Raw genomic sequence first — 16,394 nt, 5'->3', positions numbered from 1 at the left:
CCCCGCGGGCGCGGAGGGTTGGCTCTTTAAAGGCAAGGGCAGAAGCAGTGCGGACCAACGGTCCGCACCCACCAAGGCGGCGCGCGCAGTTTCCGAAGCCATGAACCCCAGCTTTTGACCCCCGCTTTCGGGCGGTCCGGCCGCGCCCGCAGGAAACCGTCAGGGAGCGGAAAGGGCGGCAGGGCAGGACCGTGAGGCGCATGGATGCGCCGACCGAGCCCCCATGGATGGGTTCACGGCGTGTCCTGCCCTGCCGCCCTTTCCGCTCCAAACCGATAGCAGTCCGGCGCCGCGCGTCACCCCCGATGAACCATCCCCAGAGGACGACCCACCCCCCGGTCGGGTACGATGCTCGCCCCCCGTTCGGGCGCTGTATGCAATGAGCAAGAACAACGAAAAGGCCGCCCCGCAGGGCGATGTGACCCAGGTCCAGGCCGAGGATGCCGTGCGCACCCTGCTGCGCTGGGCCGGTGAGGACCCCACCCGCGAAGGCCTGCTGGATACCCCGCGCCGCGTGGCTGAAGCCTATGGCGACTGGTTCAGCGGCTACCGCGACGACCCGCGCGCCTACATGGAGCGCACCTTCGAGGAAGTGGCCGGCTACGACGAACTGATCGTCCTGCGCGACATCGAATACGAAAGCCACTGCGAGCACCACATGGCGCCGATCATCGGCCGCGTGCACGTCGGCTACCTGCCGGCAGGCAAGGTGGTGGGCATCAGCAAGCTGGCACGCGTGGTCGAAGCCTACGCCCGCCGCTTCCAGGTGCAGGAAAAGATGACCGCGCAGATCGCCCAGTGCATCCAGGATGTGCTGCAGCCGGTCGGTGTCGGCGTCGTCGTCGAAGGCGCCCATGAGTGCATGACCACCCGCGGCATCCACAAGCGTGGCGTCAGCATGGTCACCTCGAAGATGCTGGGCAGCTTCCGCGAGGACGCCCGCACCCGCGCCGAGTTCCTGCGCTTCATCGAAGTGGGCGGCAAGCGCTGAGCGCCGTCGCCTCCCGGTGGCGGCCCTGCGTGGCCGCCGCTTTCGCCGTGCCTGCGCCGCGCCTGCGTGCGCGCGCTGGCCGCCGCGCCCTTCGGACCGATCTCGCTGCATGAAGCACCGCGAACGCATCACCCGTTATCGCCACCTGCGCGAACAGCCGCAATGGAAGCTGCTCGCCGCCGACCACGCACCGGAAATCATCGGCCTGCTGCAGGGCCTGCTGATGGACGGCGATCGCACGTTGCCAGCGTCGGTCCTCAACGAGCGCCTGCAGCGCGCGCTGGACCAGCTCAACGGTGACGAGCTGTCGCGCGAGCTGCCGCGGACCGCGCAGGCCTATGTTGCCCATTGGCTGGCGCAGGGCTGGCTGGAACGCCGGCTGCCCGAAGGCGCCGACCAGGAGCAGTACGAGCTCTCGACCCAGGCGCTGCAGGCGATCCGCTTCGCCGACAGCATGGAGCAGGCCCGTGTGGCCGCCACCGAGAGCCGTCTGGCCCTGGTGATCGAACAGCTGTCGCAGCTGGCCGCGCAGACCGAGGCCGATCCGGATGCACGCCTGTCCGCACTGCGCGACGAGCGTGACCGCATCGATGCCGAGATCGCCCGTGTCGGCGCCGGCCGTGTGACCGCGCTGGATGGCAAGCGCGCGCTGGAACGTACGCGGCAGATCATCGGCCTGGCCGACGAACTGACCGAAGACTTCCGCCGCGTGCGCGACGACTTCGAACAGCTCAATCGTGATTTCCGCGAACGCATCATCGATGACGAAGGCGAGCGCGGCGACGTGCTGTCCAAGCTCTTCGAGGGCGTGGACGTGATCGGCGAGAGCGACGCGGGCCGTAGTTTCCAGGCCTTCTGGCGCCTGCTCAACGACGCCGAACAGAGCGCCCAGCTCGATGCCGCGCTGGAGACGCTGCTGGCCCGTGGCTTCGCCCGGCGGCTGGATCGCAACGAGCGCAATTTCCTGCGCGGCTTCACCAGCACCATGCTCGAGCGTGGTGGCCAGGTGCATGACGTGCTGCAGAACTTCGCGCGCAGCCTGCGCGGTTTCGTGCAGAGCCGTGGTTACCTTGAACAGCGCCGCCTCAACCAGTTGTTGAAACAGGCGCAGTCCGAAGCACTGGCGTTGCGCGATGACTTCCCGGCGCAGCGCGCCATCGGCCGCGACCTGCAGCTGACCACCAGCCGCCTGCGCTCGTGGTCGCAGTGGAAGCTGCACGACCCGCGCAGCGCCCAGGTCGATGGCAACGTCGAATACAACGATGCGGCCAGCATCAGCCTGGAAAGCGTGGGCGACCTGGTGGCGTCGTCGGAAATCGATTTCCGCACCCTGCGCCGCGACCTGCACGACCTGCTCGACAGGCAGCCGAAACTCAGCATCGCCCAGGCCCTGTCGCAGCGCGAAGCGCCGCAGGGGCTGGGCAGTGTCATCGGCTACCTCTCGCTGGGCACGCGCTTTGGCAGCGTGATCGCCGGCGAGCAGGAGCTTGCCGAATGGCGTGGTGGCGACGGCCAGATCCGTCGCGCCCGCATCCCGCTGGTTTGGTTTACCCAGGAGAGACGCCATGAGCTGGCATGAAGACCCCATCGACGCACCGCATGCCGACCTGGCCGAAGACGCTTACCAGGCCGAGCCGGTGACGACCGTGGCACAGCCCAAGCGTGGCAACGACGTCTACTACATGGGCGATACCGGCCGCCTGCCGCTGGATGCGCGTCGCGCGCTGTGCCAGCTGCTGATTGGTCCCAGCATCGACCAGTTGCGCCATGCCAAGCTGTGGCCGGCACTGATCCGCAGCGAAGCCGGCATCCGTTCGGCGCTGTCGGACCTGTTCCTGGAACTGGTGCTCGACCGTGACAGTGGTGTGGCGTTCACCCGCCAGGCCGATACCGAGGACGTTGATGCACCGGTACTGCTGCGCACCTCGCCGCTGACCTTCATCGATTCGGTGCTGCTGCTGTACCTGCGCCAGCAGCTGGGCGAAGCCGATGCACGCGGCAACCGCGCCGTGGTCGCCGACGCCGAAATGGCTGAAGCGCTGGCCATCTACGAGAAGAACCTGTCCACCGACCGCGCCGGTTTCAACCGCCGCGTCGCTTCGGCGGTGCAGAAGATGAAGGACAACCACATCCTGACCCGCCTCGGCGGCCAGGAAGACCGCCACGAAGTCTCGCCGGCGTTGAAGCTGCTGTTCTCCGCCGAAGACGTATCCCAGCTTTCGGCGGTCTACCGCCAGCTGCGCGAAACCCCGGCCGCTGAAGCCTGAGAGACCCGAGCACCGCATGGCCATTTCCAAGCACACTCCCGCCCTGTTCAACGACGGCCTGCCCGACCCGCGCCTGCAGCAGTTCCGCATGCGCCGCCTGCAGGTGCACAACTGGGGCACCTTCAACGGCCTGACCGAAGTGCCGATCGCCGAGCGCGGCTTCCTGTTCGTCGGCCGCTCCGGCTCGGGCAAGTCGACCCTGCTCGATGCCATGTCCGCACTGCTGACGCCCCCGGCCATCGTCGACTTCAACGCCGCTGCGCGTGAAGCCGAACGCAGCGGCCGCGACCGCAACCTGGTCTCCTACGTGCGCGGCGCATGGGCCGACCAGCAGGACAGTGGCACCGGTGAAATCGCCACCCAGTACCTGCGCAAGGGCGCAACCTGGACCGCGCTGGTGCTGGAGTACCGCGCTGGTGATGGCCGCGTGGTCAGCCTGGTGCGCCTGCTCTGGATCGCCGGCAGCAGCACCTCCGCCGGTGACGTCCGCAAGCACTACATGATCGCCGAGCGCCCGTTCGACATCGCCAAGGACCTCGGCGGTTTCGACCTGGATCTGCGCAAGCTCAAGCAGAAGCTGGCCGACGTCCATCACTTCGATACGTTCTCCGGCTACGCCGAACGCTTCCGTCATCTGCTCGGCATCGACAACGAGATGGCGCTGCGGCTGCTGCACAAGACGCAGTCCGCGAAGAACCTCGGAGACCTGAACGTCTTCCTGCGCGACTTCATGCTCGACACGCCGAAGACCTTCGACGCTGCCGAACGACTGGTCAGCGATTTCGCCGAACTCGATGGCGCGCACCAGGCCGTGGTCACGGCGCGGCGTCAGGTCGAAACCCTGCAGCCGGCGCGCGAGCATTACCGCGACCTGCAGGCGATGAGCCGCCGTCGCGGCGACGACGAAGCGCTCAAGCTTGGTATCGACAGCTTCCGCGAAAGCCGCCGCCAGCTGTTGATCGAAGCGCGCCTGCGCGAGATGGACACGCGCGATCGTGGCCTGCTGGGTGAAGAATCGCAGCGCCGTGCGGCGCTGGACAACCACACCGAACGCCTGGCCGAGCTGGAACTGCAGCGCCGCCAGCAGGGCGGTGAGCGCATCGAGGAGCTGGAACGCGAGCAGGGCCGCGCCGAAGCCGAACGCGACCGCCGCTTGGCCAAGCAGGCGCAGGCACACGACGCCGCACAGAAACTGCAGGCAGCGTTGCCCGACGACGCGCATGGCTTCGCCGAGCTGGTCGAACAGGCGCAGTCCGAACTGGAAGACCGTCAGCGCGCTTCGAGCGCCCTGGACGACGCCATCAGCGAACGGCTGGGCGGCAAGCGAGACGACGAGCGGCGCTTCTCCGAAGTGCGCGGCGAACTGGAGGCGATGCAGCGCACGCCTTCCAGCATTCCTGCGCCGATGCAGAAGCTGCGCGCGCGCCTGGCCGAAGAAACCGGTATCTCCGAAGCGGCCTTGCCGTTCGTCGGCGAACTGATCCAGGTCCGCTCGGAAGAGCAGAGCTGGCAGGGCGCGATCGAGCGTGTGCTCGGTGGCTTCGCGCAATCGCTGCTGGTCGACGACAAGCACTACAACGACGTCGCCGAGTGGGTGAACCGCACCCACCTGGGCATGCGCTTCACGTACTACCGCGTGCGTCGCAATGACGATGCGTTCGCCCGCGAGCCCTCCGCGAAGTCGCTGCTGCACAAGCTGGAACTGCGCGACCACGTGTTCGAAAGCTGGCTGCGCCGCGAGCTGGGCAAGCGCTTCGACTACGAATGCGTGGACGCCAAGCAGCTGCGCAACGTCGACCGCGGCATCACCCGCGAAGGCCAGGTCAAGCATCCGGGCGACCGGTTCGAGAAGGACGACCGCAGTGCGGTGAACGATCGCCGCCGCTGGCTGCTGGGCTTCAGCAACCGCGACAGGCTCGCCGTCTTCGAGAAGGAAGCCCAGGAGCTGGCCGCCCGTATCGCCAGCTGCGATACCGACATCGCGCGCCTGCGCAGCCAGCGTGACCGCGACAACGAACGTCGCCTGGCCTGCCACCAGCTGGTCGGCATCAGCTGGAACGAAATCGACGTCGCCGCGCCTCAACAGCGCCTGGCCGACATCGAGGCCAGCCTGCACGCCCTGCGCGAAGGCAATGCCGACCTGGCCAGGATCGCCCAGCAGATCGACGCCACCCGCGCCGATATCGAGCAGGCCCGCCGCACTTACGAAGACACCCGCGTCGAGCGCGGCCAGCTGGTGCGCGAACGCGACCGCCTGGATCGTGCCCGCCAGCAGAGCCGTGCACTGGTATTGCCGGCACTGGCCGAAGACCAGGAAGCCGGCCTGGCCGAGCGCCTGCAGGAGCAGGGCCCGCTCAGCCTGGAAACGCTGGAAGCGCACATGCGCCAGGTCAGCAACGCGCTGAACGAACAGTTGTCGTCTTCGCAGCAGGACGTCAACCGCGTCGAGAACCTGTTGCTGGGCTGCTTCCGTCGCTTCATCCAGCAGTGGCCGGAAGAATCGGGCGACTTCACCGTGTCGGTGGCCTCGGCCGAGGATTTCCTCGCTCGCCTCGAACGCCTTGAACGCGATGGCCTGCCGCAGCACGAAGAACGCTTCTTCGACCTGCTGCAGAACCAGAGCAAGAACAACCTGCTGGCGCTGCAGCGGCACAGCGCGGAGGCCCGCAAGTCGATCGGCCAGCGCCTGGACGAAGTCAACGCCAGTCTGGAGCAGGTGCCCTTCAACCGTGGCACCCTGCTGACCATCGAGCTGAACGACCGGCGCCTGCCGGAAGTGCAGGAGTTCCACCAGCAGCTGCGCGACGTGCTGTCGCAGCAGCAGACCGAGCAGCGCGACGTCGCCGAAACGCAGTTCACCGTCCTGCGCCAGCTGGTCAACCGCCTGGGCTCACAGGAAGGCGAAGACAAGCGTTGGCGCGAGATTGTGCTCGACGTGCGCCTGCACGTGGAGTTCATCGGCGTGGAGCTGGACGTGGAAACTCGCCAGCAGGTCGAGATTTACCGCAGCGGCGCCGGCAAGTCCGGTGGTCAGCGGCAGAAGCTGGCCACCACCTGCCTGGCGGCAGCACTGCGCTACCAGCTCGGCGGTGCCGACAGCCAGCTGCCCAGCTATGCCGCGGTCGTGCTCGACGAAGCCTTCGACAAGGCCGACAACGAGTTCACCGCGCTGGCGATGAACATCTTCGACAACTTCGGTTTCCAGATGGTGGTTGCCACCCCACTGAAATCGGTGATGACGCTGGAGCCGTTCATCGGTGGCGCCTGCTTCGTCGAGATCAGCGGCCGCCACGATTCGGGCGTCCTGCTCATCGAGTACGACGAAGAAGGCAAGCGTCTGAAGCTGCCGGAGCGCAGCCGCCAGCAGGCCGACGAACCGGAAGAAGCCGAAGCCTGACCGCTTCGGCCGGCATCCTGGTAGTGCCGGCCGCTGGCCGGCAATCCTCTGTAGAGCCGAGCCATGCTCGGCTGCTCTTCGCGACCGGAAACAGCGTGCCAACCAAGGTTGGCACCTACCAGGTCATGACGCATATTCAAGACGTTCGGAACGTATCCCACGCCATCCGCGCGATCAGCACCACCACCAAACCCACGAACAGCTTGCGGATGAACGGCGTGCCGCCCTTCAGCGCCAACCGCGTGCCCACCACCGAACCGATGATGTTGGCCGCCGCCATCGGCAGCGCGAACAGCCACAGGATGTTGCCGGTCGGCACGAAGAACGAGATCGCTGCCACGTTGGTCGCCAGATTCACCACCTTCGACGCTGCCGACGCACGCAGGAAGTCCAGCCCGAAGAAGCGCACGAACAGGAAGATCAGGAAGCTGCCGGTGCCGGGCCCGAAGAAGCCATCGTAGAAGCCGATTGCCGCACCGATCGCCAGCGCGATCATCAACTCGTTGCGGCCGATCTCGCGGGGCCGATGCAGCGCGCCGAAGTCCTTCTTCCACAGCGTGTAAGCCAGCATCGCCACCAGCAGCACCAGCACCAGCGGCCGCACTGCGTCCTTGGGCAACAGGCTGACCGCCGTAGCGCCAAGGAAAGAGAACACGAAGGCCGTACCCGCGGCGAACAACACCGGCTTCCACGGGAAGCGCACGTTGCGTGCATAGCGCCACGCCGCCGCGCCGGTGCCGAACATCGAGCTGAACTTGTTGGTGCCGAACAGCATCGCCGGCGTCTGCTGCGGCAGCACCGTGAACAGGCCCGGCAGCTGCACCAGTCCGCCGCCACCCACGGCCGCGTCGACCAGGCCGGCAATGAAGGCGATCGCCACCAGCCACCACAACTCAGGAGGAATCATTTCCAGCACGGCGATCGATCGAAGTGAGGGCGCGACAGCATACGCCTGTCACATTGCCGCCGCCCACGCGACAATACCCGCATGAGCCGAACCGCCCCCGATCCCTGTCCCTGTGGCCTGGCCGCCGACTACGCCGCCTGCTGCGGTCGCTTCCATGCTGGCGACGCCGCGCCCGATGCCGAGCGTCTGATGCGTTCACGTTACAGCGCCTATGTGCGCCATCTGCCGGACTACCTGCGTGCCACCTGGCATCCGGATACCCGTCCCGCAGAACTGTCGCTCGATGATGCCCCCGGCCAGCGCACCCAATGGCTGGGCCTCACCGTGCAGGATTACCAGGTTACCGGCACCGACAGCGCCGAGGTCCGCTTCACCGCCCGCTACCGCGTCGGTGGCGGCAGTGCGGTGAAAATGACCGAGCACAGCCGCTTCCTGCGGATCGAAGGTCGCTGGTACTACCTCGACGCCGTCTGAGCGTGGCTGCCGCGCACGGCCAGCACACGCTGGCCACCATGCGCACACACGCGGTTGCGGCCTTCCTCCTTGGCCGCATACAGCGCCTGGTCGGCCGCTTTGACCACCCCGGCAGGGCGCGGATCGACCCGGCTGTCGGCCAGGCCGATGCTGACGGTCACCTGCACCACGGCACCGCCACCGCCGCGCCCCCGCTGCTGCTGGCCGAGCGTATCGTCACGGCTGCGGGTAGTGCGGTCGCGCAGCTGCATCCGGCTCTGCTCGATGCCCTGCCGCAGCGCCTCCACCGCGTCCACGCAGGCCGAGGCCGGGCGGTCGAGGAAAACCACGGCGAATTCTTCGCCGCCATAACGGAACGCGCGACCGCCGTCGCCCACCCGCGACAACCGGGAGGCCACCAGTTTCAGCACGTCATCGCCGGTGTCGTGGCCGTGGGTGTCGTTGAACTTCTTGAAATGATCCACGTCGACCATCGCGATGCTGTAGGTGCCGGTAGCGCGCTTGAGGGTCTCGTTGAACGCACGGCGGCCGGGCAGCCCGGTCAGCTCGTCGCCGAATGCCATGTGGAAAGACTCCTGCAGGGTCGCGGCCAGCATCAGCAGCAGCGCCGCCACGCTCAACGCCGGCAGCAGCACCGGCTGCAGGAAGATCCGCGGCAGCATCCACCACAGGCACAGCAGGGCCAGCAGCATCGCCGTATGCAGCGGCCGCGGCTGGCGCCAGGCCTGCCATCCCAGCGCAGCGGTGGCCAGCAGGAACAGCATGGCAGGCAGCTGCGCCAGCGCGTTCCAGTCGCTCGGCAGCCACGGGAAGTGCCGGTTCGACAGCAGGTCGTGCATGCCTTGTGGTTGCTGTGCGGCCAACAGGATGAACACCGCCAAGGCAACACCGCTGATCGTGGCCCTCAGCAGCAGGTCCTGGCGGCGGCGCCCGCGTTCGGGCCACAACGCATGGATGGCGAATAACAACGGCAGCCAGGTCGAGATCGCGTGGAAGCGCAGCGGGGTCAGCGCCGTTACCCGCCCATCGCGCAGGTAGTGCCCCAGATCCTGGTGCAGCACCGCGAAGGCCAGCGCCACCAGCAGCAACAGGCACAACGTGCGCACCTGGTTGTACATCAGTGCCAGTCCTGCACCCAGGCAGGCCAGCAACCACGGCAGGATGCGCTGCCCGGCGCGGCCGACATCATCGCTTTCCAGGCTCGCCCACAGCACCAGCGCGACCAGCACGGCGGGCAGCACGAACAGATAGTGCACAGGCTGTCGGAGCGGATGATGGGCCACACGGAATTCCAGCGCGGTCACGACGCGGCCGCAGCACTGCCGTTAGCGGCGCAGCAGTGCCCTTCTTGAATGCGCGCCTGATGTGAACACCATGGCACCGGGCCATGACATCGCGCTCACCGGCCGCGGTCGAAGCTGGTTGCATGGACAGCGTACCCGCCGCCGTCGCTGCCCCGCAGCATGACCTCGCCCGCCACTTCATCCACGTGCGGGGGCGCAGCGTGCAGCTGGCCGCACCGCTCAGCCCCGAAGATGCCCTGCTGCAGAGCATGGCCGATGCCAGCCCGGCCAAATGGCACCTGGCCCATACCACCTGGTTCTTCGAACGCTTCGTCCTCGCCAGCCGGCCCGGCTACACACCCTGGGATCCGGCCTGGGACTATCTGTTCAACAGTTACTACAAGAGTCTCGGCCCCGCCCACGCACGGCCACAGCGCGGTCTGCTGTCGCGGCCCTCGCTGCAGCAGGTCCACGCTTACCGCCGGCACGTGGATGAACAGGTGCTGGCACAACTGCGCGACGGTGATCTGGGCAGCGACGCCCTGCAGCACCTGCAGCTGGGGCTGCACCACGAACAGCAGCACCAGGAGCTGCTGCTCACCGACATCAAGCACGCCTTCTGGTGCAATCCGCTGCAGCCACCGTATCGCGATGATCTGCCCGTCGCCGTCAGCGCCGGCAGCGCGCAGGGCTGGGTCGAACAGGGCGAACGCATCGTCAGCATCGGTGCGTCCGCCTGGCCGCAGCACGCGGCATTCGCCTATGACAATGAGTCACCCGTGCATCGCGTGCTGCTTCCCGCGCATGCACTCGCCGAACGTCCGCTCAGCAACGCCGAGTACCGCGCCTTCATCGACGCAGGTGGCTACCGCGATCCACGTTGGTGGCTGAGCGAGGGGTGGGCGCTGCGTGAGGCCGAGCAGTGGCAGCATCCGCTGTACTGGGACGACGACCTGCTGCGCGAGTTCACCCTGGGAGGCTGGCGCGAGCTCGATCCGCACGCACCGGTCTGTCATCTCAGCTACTACGAAGCCGATGCCTGCGCGCGTTGGGCCGGTGCCCGCCTGCCCACCGAATTCGAATGGGAAGCGGCTGCCGCCACGCAACCGGTCGAAGGCCACTTCGCCGATGACGACCATCTGCATCCGCAGGCAGGGCAGGGCAGAGGCATCCGCCAGCTGTTCGGCGATGTCTGGGAATGGACCAGCAGCGCCTATGGCGCCTACCCCGGATTCCGTCCGTTCGCCGGCAATCTGGGCGAGTACAACGGCAAATTCATGTGCGGCCAATGGGTGCTGCGCGGTGGCAGCTGCGCCACCCCGCGCGGCCATGTGCGCGCCAGCTACCGCAACTTCTTCATGCCACCGGCGCGTTGGCAGTTCTCAGGCATGCGCCTGGCAAGGAATCTTTCATGAGCACCGTCCAGGACGCGCTGCAGGCGCTGACCGACCTTACCCCCGGCCGCCAGCAGATCCTTGCCGACGCCGTGGCGGGGTTGTCGCACGCCTCACGCCAGTTGCCTTCCAAGTATTTCTACGACGCGCGCGGCTCGCGCTTGTTCGAGCAGATCACCCACACCCGCGAGTACTACCCCACACGCACCGAGCTGGCCCTGCTGGATCGGGTACTGCCGCAGATCGCGCAGGCGGTGGGGCCACGCGTGCATGTGGTCGAACTGGGCAGTGGCAGCGGCCGCAAGACCGCCCGCCTGCTGGCCGCCCTGCAGGATCCGGTGGCCTACACGCCCATCGAGATATCGCGCGCGGCGCTGTTGTCCAGCATCGACCACCTGGCACCGGCGCTGCCGGAGGTGGAAATGCTGCCGGTGTGCGCCGACTTCACCCGGCCGGTGCAGGTTCCTGCGCCGGAACGGCCTGCCGCGCGCCGGTTGCTGTTCTTCCCGGGCTCCACGCTGGGCAACTTCGCCGATGAGGACGCGATCGCGCTGCTGCGCGCGATGCGCCAGACGATGGGCCGGCAGGGCCTGGCCCTGGTCGGCATCGATCTGCACAAGGACCCGGCACTGATCGAGGCTGCCTACAACGATGCCGACGGTGTCACCGCCGCCTTCACCCTGAACCTGCTGGCGCGTCTCAACCGCGAGGTCGGCAGTGACTTCGATCTAGACGGCTTCCGTCACCAGGCCCGTTACAGCACTGCGCGCCTGCGCATCGAAACCGACCTGGTCAGCCAGCGCGAGCAGGACGTCCATCTCGACGGCCGCACCTTCCACTTCAGCGTGGGCGAACCGATCCGCGTGGAGTACAGCCACAAGTACACCGACGCCAGCTTCGGCCACCTGCTGCAGCAGGCAGGGCTGGAGGTGGTGGCGCACTGGAACGCTGACCATCCTGCATACGGCCTGCGCCTGCTGCGCCCCTCACCCTAGGCACAGGTAGTGCCGGTCGCTGGCCGGCAGTCTCGACCAACCTTGCCTGCCCTCCGCGTTACCATGGCTCCAGCACCGGCAACACGGAGTACGCCATGCCCATTCTGACCACGCTCGGCCTCGCCGCCGCGCTTGCCGTGCCAGCGGCGGCCCCGCCGACCGCAGCGGCAACCGCTGATCCCGCGTTCGCCCGCTGCATGGCGGGCCTGCAGATTACTGCCGCCACCCAGGGCATTGCCGCTGACCGTTTCACGGCCATCACCGCCGGACTGCAGCCCGATCCCACCGTGCTGCCGCTGCTCGACGCGCAGCCGGAGTTCACCACGCCGATCTGGGACTACCTGGCCGCGCTGGTCGATCGCCAGCGCGTGGACGACGGTCGCGCCATGCTGCAGCAGCACCGCGATCTGCTTCAGCGCGTATCGGCGCAGTACGGCGTCGATCCAGTCACCATCGTCGCCGTATGGGGTGTGGAGAGCGACTACGGGCGCGTGTTCGGCAAGCGCCCGCTGCTGCAGTCGCTGGCCACGCTGTCCTGTGCCGGCAGACGGCAACCTTTCTTCCGCGGCGAGCTGCTGGCGCTGGTCAAACTCATCGACAAGGGTGACCTGCAGGCGCAGGGCCTGACCGGTTCCTGGGCCGGCGCCTTCGGCCACACCCAGTTCATGCCCAGCACCTACGCACGCATTGCCGTTGATGGTGATGGCGATGGCCGCCGCGATCTGGTCGGCAGCATTCCCGATGCCTTGGCTTCCACCGCCAACTATCTGAAGCGTGCCGGCTGGCGAACCGGCGAACCCTGGGGCATGGAAGTCCGCGTCCCCTCCGCCTTCAACGCCAGCCAGGCTGGCCGCACCCAGCGCCGGGCACTGGCCGACTGGCGCGCACTGGGCGTGACCGGCCTGGACGGCAGCGCGCTGGCACCGTCCGGCCTGCCCGCCGATGCCCGCGCCGCGCTGCTGCTGCCGGCCGGCAACAAGGGCCCGGCGCTGCTGGTGTTCCGCAATTACGACGCGATCTACAGCTACAACGCGGCCGAGAGCTATGCCCTGGCCATCGCCACCCTGGCCGACCGTCTGCGTGGCGGCAACGGCTTGGTCACCGCCTGGCCCACCGATGATCCCGGCCTTGGCCGCGACGAGCGCCGCCAGCTGCAGACCCTGTTGCTGGCGCGCGGCCATGACATCGGCGCCGCCGATGGCATGATCGGTACCGCCAGTCGTCGCGCCATCCAGGTCGAACAGCGCCGGCTCGGTTGGGCCGACGCCGATGGTCGCGCCGGCCAGCGCATCCTGCGCGCGCTGCAGAGCGAACCGCAGGCGAAGGTTCCGGCCACGCCCACCCGCTTCAGCCTTCCCACCAACTACAGTGCCGCGCAATCGCCGGCCGTCCGGAGTCGATCCAGCGTGCAACAGATAAAGGGTGTCAGCAGCGGCCAGTTCCAGGGACTCGACGCCTGGCTGGTGGAAACCCCGCAGGCCACCGCCGCCATCAGTGTGTTCGGCGGCCAACTGCTCTCGTTCGTGCCCAAGGGCCAACCCGATGTGATGTGGCTCTCGCCCAAGCGTGCGGCACTGCCCACGCCCATCCGTGGCGGCAGCCCGGTGTGCTGGCCGTACTTCGGCCGCCAGGGGCAGGGCGATGACGTGCCGGCCCATGGCTTCGTGCGCACCTTGCCCTGGGAACTGCAGCAGGCGCGCCGCCTCGACGATGGCAGCATCGAACTGACCCTGGCCCCGCCTGCGTTGGACAACCTCGGCCTGCGTCTGACCATGACCGTCCGTGTCGGCCGTGAACTGCGCCAGCAGCTGGTTACCGAGAACACCGGCAAGGCCCCGGCCACCATCACCCAGGCGCTGCACAACTATTTCCGTGTCGGTGACGCCAGCAAGGTCGACGTCGACGGCGTCGATGGCCTGGACTACCTCGACAAGTTCGAGAACTACGCCCAGCCTCGCCGCCAGCAGGGCCCCTGGTCGCTGCGTGATCCGCGTGATCCGGGCCGCAGCGACCGCATCTACACCCAGGCCGGCGGGCACTATGTGCTGCGCGACCCGGTGCTCAAGCGCCGCATCGACATCCGCACCGAAGGCAGCCGCTCGCTGGTGGCATGGAACCCTGGCGCCGACGCTGCCGCGAAGATGGCCGATGTCGGCGACGGCTGGCGCGACTACGTCTGCCTGGAGGCCGCCAACGCCGGGCCCGACGTGGTCACCGTCGCACCGGGCGGGCGTCATGTTCTGCTTCAGATCCTGTCCAGCGCGCCGCTATAGCGGGCTCCCCCTTTGGCATGGATGGCCAGCATGAGCACCCTCGATCCGCAGACCTCGCCCGATAGCGAGAACCCCTATCTGGCGCCCGGCGCTGATGCCGATGTAGACACCGCACTGGAAGATGCCGACTACCTGACGCTGGTGGTCGGTCCCAATGCCGCCGCCTACCGTCGCTTCTGGCATGTGGACAGTGCGCTGCCGAAGCCCCCGCGCCGCTGGAACTGGCCGGCCTTCCTGTTCGGCACGCTGTGGATGGTGCATCGCCGGATGTACCTGGCTGCCGTCGGCTTCTATGTGGTCACCACGCTGCTGCCGATGCTGATGCTGCTGGCTGACGCCGGTGTATCGCAGATCGCCTTTGGCATGCTGCTCCCGCGTATCGCGCTGGCCATCTTCGCCAACAGCCTGTACCTGCGCCATTGCAGCCGCCTGGTGGCGAGGGTGCAGGAGGTCCACGCCGGCCAGCCGAACCGCATCCGCGCCGAGCTGCTTCGCCGGGGTGGCACCAAGGCCTCGGCCGTGGTGGTCTGCCTGGGCCTGATCTACGCGCTGCGCTACATCATCCAGGGCCTCCTGCAGACCTATCACTGAGCCGGCGAACGCGGCCGCAGCACCCACAAGCAGAGCGTCCCGGCGACCAGGCCCCAGAACGCAGAACCGATACCGGCCAGTGTCATCCCCGAGGCGGTCACCAGGAAGGTGACCAGCGCGGCCTCGCGGTCGCGCTCCACTGCCAGTGCGCTGGCCAGGCTGTTGCCGATGGTGCCGAACAGGGCAATACCGGCCACGCAGGCCACCAGTTCCTTGGGAAAGGCAGCGAACAGGGCCGCTACGGTGGCCCCGAACAGGCCGATGACAATATAGAAGGCACCGGCCGCCATCGCCGCCGTGTAGCGCCGTGCCGGGTCCTCGTGGGCATCACGGCCCATGCAGATCGCCGCAGTGATGGCCGCCAGGTTCAATGCGTAGGCACCGAAGGGCGCCAGCAGCGTGTTGACCACACCGATCCAGCCGATCACGGGCGACACCGGCGCGTCGTAGCCGGAGGCGCGCATCACGGCGACACCGGGGATGTTCTGCGAGGCCATGGTGACCACGAACAGGGGCAGGGCGATGCCGACCATCGCCGTCCACGACAGCGAGGGAGTCACCCATTGCGGAACAGCCAGTTGCAGGTGCACCTGTTGTGCATGCAGCAGACCCTGGCTGGCAGCGATGGCAATACCCACCAGCAGGGTGGCGATCACCGCATAACGAGGGAACAGGCGGCGGCCCAGCAGCCACGTAGCGAACATGGCCAACGCCAGCACGCGCTGGGTGTTCATCGCCACGAACACCTCCAGGCCGAAGCGAAGCAGTACACCCGCCAGCATGCCCGCGGCCAAGGCCATGGGCACGCGTTTCATCAGCCGGGCGAACATCCCTGAGAAGCCAGCGAGCATGCCCAGTACCGCCGCCAGCAGGAAGGCACCGGTGGCTTCAGACAGGGACGCGCCACCGGCACCGACGACCAGCATCGCCGCGCCCGGCGTCGACCATGCGGTGACCACTGGGACGCGGTAGCGCAGCGACAGGCCGATGCAGGTCACGCCCATGCCCAGTCCCAAGGCCCACATCCACGAGGCGATGTGCGCCTGGTCGGCACCCACGGCCTGCGCCGCCTGGAACACGATCACCGCGGAACTGGCGAAGCCGACCAGCACGGTGATGAAGCCGGCGACGATCGCCGGCATCGAGAGGTCCCGCCACCATCCCTGTCGTTTCTGCGTGTCCATGCTCTTCTCTTCTCTATGCATCGGTGTATTGATAGCGCCTGCGGCGTTGCCCGCGCAACGCGCGGGCAACGCCGCAGTGACGCATCAGCGGCCGCCATGCAGGGCGCAGGCGCGGTTCTGTCATCTTCCTGAAAAAAAAGAGTTGACGAATTCTGCAGGATCTCTAGAATTCGCTCCCTTGCTGCAGCGCGGCGACTTCTGCGGAAGCCACCAACGCGAACAGCGACGCCACCACCGCCGAACGAGATGATCGAACGAAGGTGTTGACGGACTCGAAAAGTCCGGCATAATAGGCGGCTCGCAACGACGAAAGGCCCTCGGGTCCAACGCCGAAGCAGCATCGGCAACAACGTCCACTTCGGTGAGACGGCCTTGAAAAAAGGTGTTGACGAAGCGGAAAAGCCGGCTATAATGGGCGGCTCGCTACGAAGGAAACTTCGAAGCACACGGGAACGGCGCTGAGGCCACTTCCCAAGATCTTTGAAAGTATGCGCAGGTATCTTGTGAAGGCGCCTGCAGGAAGGATGATTGTCCATCTTGCAGACGTTTGATCAAGCAACTATTAATTGTTTTAAAGCAAGCGATACGTTGCCAGAATCATTCATCTGCAGCTTTAAATTTTTGTCTTCGGACAATGC

Annotated in this window: 12 protein-coding genes; 9 read left to right on the top strand and 3 right to left on the bottom strand. The window is 67.2% G+C overall.

Going from position 1 to position 16,394, the window contains the following annotated elements; all coding sequences use genetic code 11:
* The first annotated feature begins 379 nt into the window (after positions 1 to 379).
* The 4 genes from folE to QOL57_RS19340 all read left to right on the top strand — a co-directional run bounded on the left by folE (position 380) and on the right by QOL57_RS19340 (position 6,655).
* The gene (gene folE / locus QOL57_RS19355; RefSeq protein WP_089241981.1) at positions 380 to 991 is read left to right on the top strand and encodes a GTP cyclohydrolase I FolE; all 612 of its coding nucleotides are present in this window, start codon (positions 380 to 382) and stop codon (positions 989 to 991) included.
* A 109-nt stretch (positions 992 to 1,100) separates the two neighbouring features.
* Positions 1,101 to 2,570: a DUF3375 domain-containing protein gene (locus QOL57_RS19350; RefSeq protein WP_089241983.1), complete on the top strand. Its 1,470-nt coding sequence runs from the start codon at positions 1,101 to 1,103 to the stop codon at positions 2,568 to 2,570.
* Positions 2,557 to 3,258: a DUF4194 domain-containing protein gene (locus QOL57_RS19345; RefSeq protein WP_089241985.1), complete on the top strand. Its 702-nt coding sequence runs from the start codon at positions 2,557 to 2,559 to the stop codon at positions 3,256 to 3,258. The genes QOL57_RS19350 and QOL57_RS19345 overlap by 14 nt, the downstream gene beginning before the upstream one ends.
* A gap of 16 nt (positions 3,259 to 3,274) precedes the next feature.
* The gene (locus tag QOL57_RS19340; protein ID WP_089241987.1) at positions 3,275 to 6,655 is read left to right on the top strand and encodes an ATP-binding protein; all 3,381 of its coding nucleotides are present in this window, start codon (positions 3,275 to 3,277) and stop codon (positions 6,653 to 6,655) included.
* A 136-nt stretch (positions 6,656 to 6,791) separates the two neighbouring features.
* Here the strand turns inward: QOL57_RS19340 and QOL57_RS19335 are convergent, their stop codons facing one another.
* The gene (locus QOL57_RS19335; RefSeq protein WP_089241989.1) at positions 6,792 to 7,571 is read right to left on the bottom strand and encodes a TSUP family transporter; all 780 of its coding nucleotides are present in this window, start codon (positions 7,569 to 7,571) and stop codon (positions 6,792 to 6,794) included.
* A gap of 72 nt (positions 7,572 to 7,643) precedes the next feature.
* Between QOL57_RS19335 and QOL57_RS19330 the strand changes: the two genes are divergently transcribed.
* Positions 7,644 to 8,036 (top strand): YchJ family metal-binding protein, encoded by a 393-nt coding sequence (locus QOL57_RS19330; protein WP_089241991.1) that lies wholly within the window; start codon positions 7,644 to 7,646, stop codon positions 8,034 to 8,036.
* Here QOL57_RS19330 and QOL57_RS19325 read toward each other — a convergent pair.
* Positions 8,018 to 9,319 (bottom strand): GGDEF domain-containing protein, encoded by a 1,302-nt coding sequence (locus tag QOL57_RS19325; RefSeq protein WP_089242050.1) that lies wholly within the window; start codon positions 9,317 to 9,319, stop codon positions 8,018 to 8,020. The genes QOL57_RS19330 and QOL57_RS19325 overlap by 19 nt on opposite strands.
* 143 nt (positions 9,320 to 9,462) lie before the next feature.
* On the opposite strand from QOL57_RS19325, the gene egtB reads away from it, so the two are divergent.
* The 4 genes from egtB to QOL57_RS19305 all read left to right on the top strand — a co-directional run bounded on the left by egtB (position 9,463) and on the right by QOL57_RS19305 (position 14,572).
* Complete coding sequence (gene egtB, locus QOL57_RS19320) at positions 9,463 to 10,734, top strand: ergothioneine biosynthesis protein EgtB (RefSeq protein ID WP_089242052.1); 1,272 nt, start codon at positions 9,463 to 9,465, stop codon at positions 10,732 to 10,734.
* On the top strand, positions 10,731 to 11,708 hold the full coding sequence (egtD, locus tag QOL57_RS19315) for an L-histidine N(alpha)-methyltransferase (protein WP_089241992.1): 978 nt from the start codon (positions 10,731 to 10,733) through the stop codon (positions 11,706 to 11,708). The genes egtB and egtD overlap by 4 nt, the downstream gene beginning before the upstream one ends.
* Positions 11,709 to 11,905: 197 nt before the next feature.
* A complete protein-coding gene (locus QOL57_RS19310) occupies positions 11,906 to 13,981 on the top strand; it encodes a lytic murein transglycosylase (protein ID WP_244900870.1) in 2,076 nt (691 codons plus the stop codon).
* Positions 13,982 to 14,011: 30 nt separating this feature from the next.
* On the top strand, positions 14,012 to 14,572 hold the full coding sequence (locus tag QOL57_RS19305; RefSeq protein WP_089241994.1) for a DUF2628 domain-containing protein: 561 nt from the start codon (positions 14,012 to 14,014) through the stop codon (positions 14,570 to 14,572).
* On the opposite strand, the gene QOL57_RS19300 is transcribed toward QOL57_RS19305, so the two are convergent.
* On the bottom strand, positions 14,566 to 15,756 hold the full coding sequence (locus QOL57_RS19300; protein WP_089241996.1) for a benzoate/H(+) symporter BenE family transporter: 1,191 nt from the start codon (positions 15,754 to 15,756) through the stop codon (positions 14,566 to 14,568). The genes QOL57_RS19305 and QOL57_RS19300 overlap by 7 nt on opposite strands.
* Between the last annotated feature and the right edge of the window lie 638 nt (positions 15,757 to 16,394).

Origin of the sequence: Stenotrophomonas sp. yr243 (assembly GCF_900184195.1) — a bacterium.
Classification (GTDB): Bacteria; Pseudomonadota; Gammaproteobacteria; order Xanthomonadales; family Xanthomonadaceae; genus Stenotrophomonas; species Stenotrophomonas lactitubi.
The sequence above is the reverse complement of the archived record's forward strand: the minus strand, read 5'-3'. Positions and strand labels throughout refer to the sequence as shown.

Bases quoted from the DNA above. Each gene is read 5' to 3' on its own strand.
- folE (WP_089241981.1), top strand. From the start codon at position 380: ATGAGCAAGAACAACGAAAAGGCCGCCCCGCAGGGCGATGTGACCCAG.
- QOL57_RS19350 (WP_089241983.1), top strand. From the start codon at position 1,101: ATGAAGCACCGCGAACGCATCACCCGTTATCGCCACCTGCGCGAACAG.
- QOL57_RS19345 (WP_089241985.1), top strand. From the start codon at position 2,557: ATGAGCTGGCATGAAGACCCCATCGACGCACCGCATGCCGACCTGGCC.
- QOL57_RS19340 (WP_089241987.1), top strand. From the start codon at position 3,275: ATGGCCATTTCCAAGCACACTCCCGCCCTGTTCAACGACGGCCTGCCC.
- QOL57_RS19330 (WP_089241991.1), top strand. From the start codon at position 7,644: ATGAGCCGAACCGCCCCCGATCCCTGTCCCTGTGGCCTGGCCGCCGAC.
- egtB (WP_089242052.1), top strand. From the start codon at position 9,463: ATGGACAGCGTACCCGCCGCCGTCGCTGCCCCGCAGCATGACCTCGCC.
- egtD (WP_089241992.1), top strand. From the start codon at position 10,731: ATGAGCACCGTCCAGGACGCGCTGCAGGCGCTGACCGACCTTACCCCC.
- QOL57_RS19310 (WP_244900870.1), top strand. From the start codon at position 11,906: ATGGCGGGCCTGCAGATTACTGCCGCCACCCAGGGCATTGCCGCTGAC.
- QOL57_RS19305 (WP_089241994.1), top strand. From the start codon at position 14,012: ATGAGCACCCTCGATCCGCAGACCTCGCCCGATAGCGAGAACCCCTAT.
- QOL57_RS19300 (WP_089241996.1), bottom strand. From the start codon at position 15,756: ATGGACACGCAGAAACGACAGGGATGGTGGCGGGACCTCTCGATGCCG.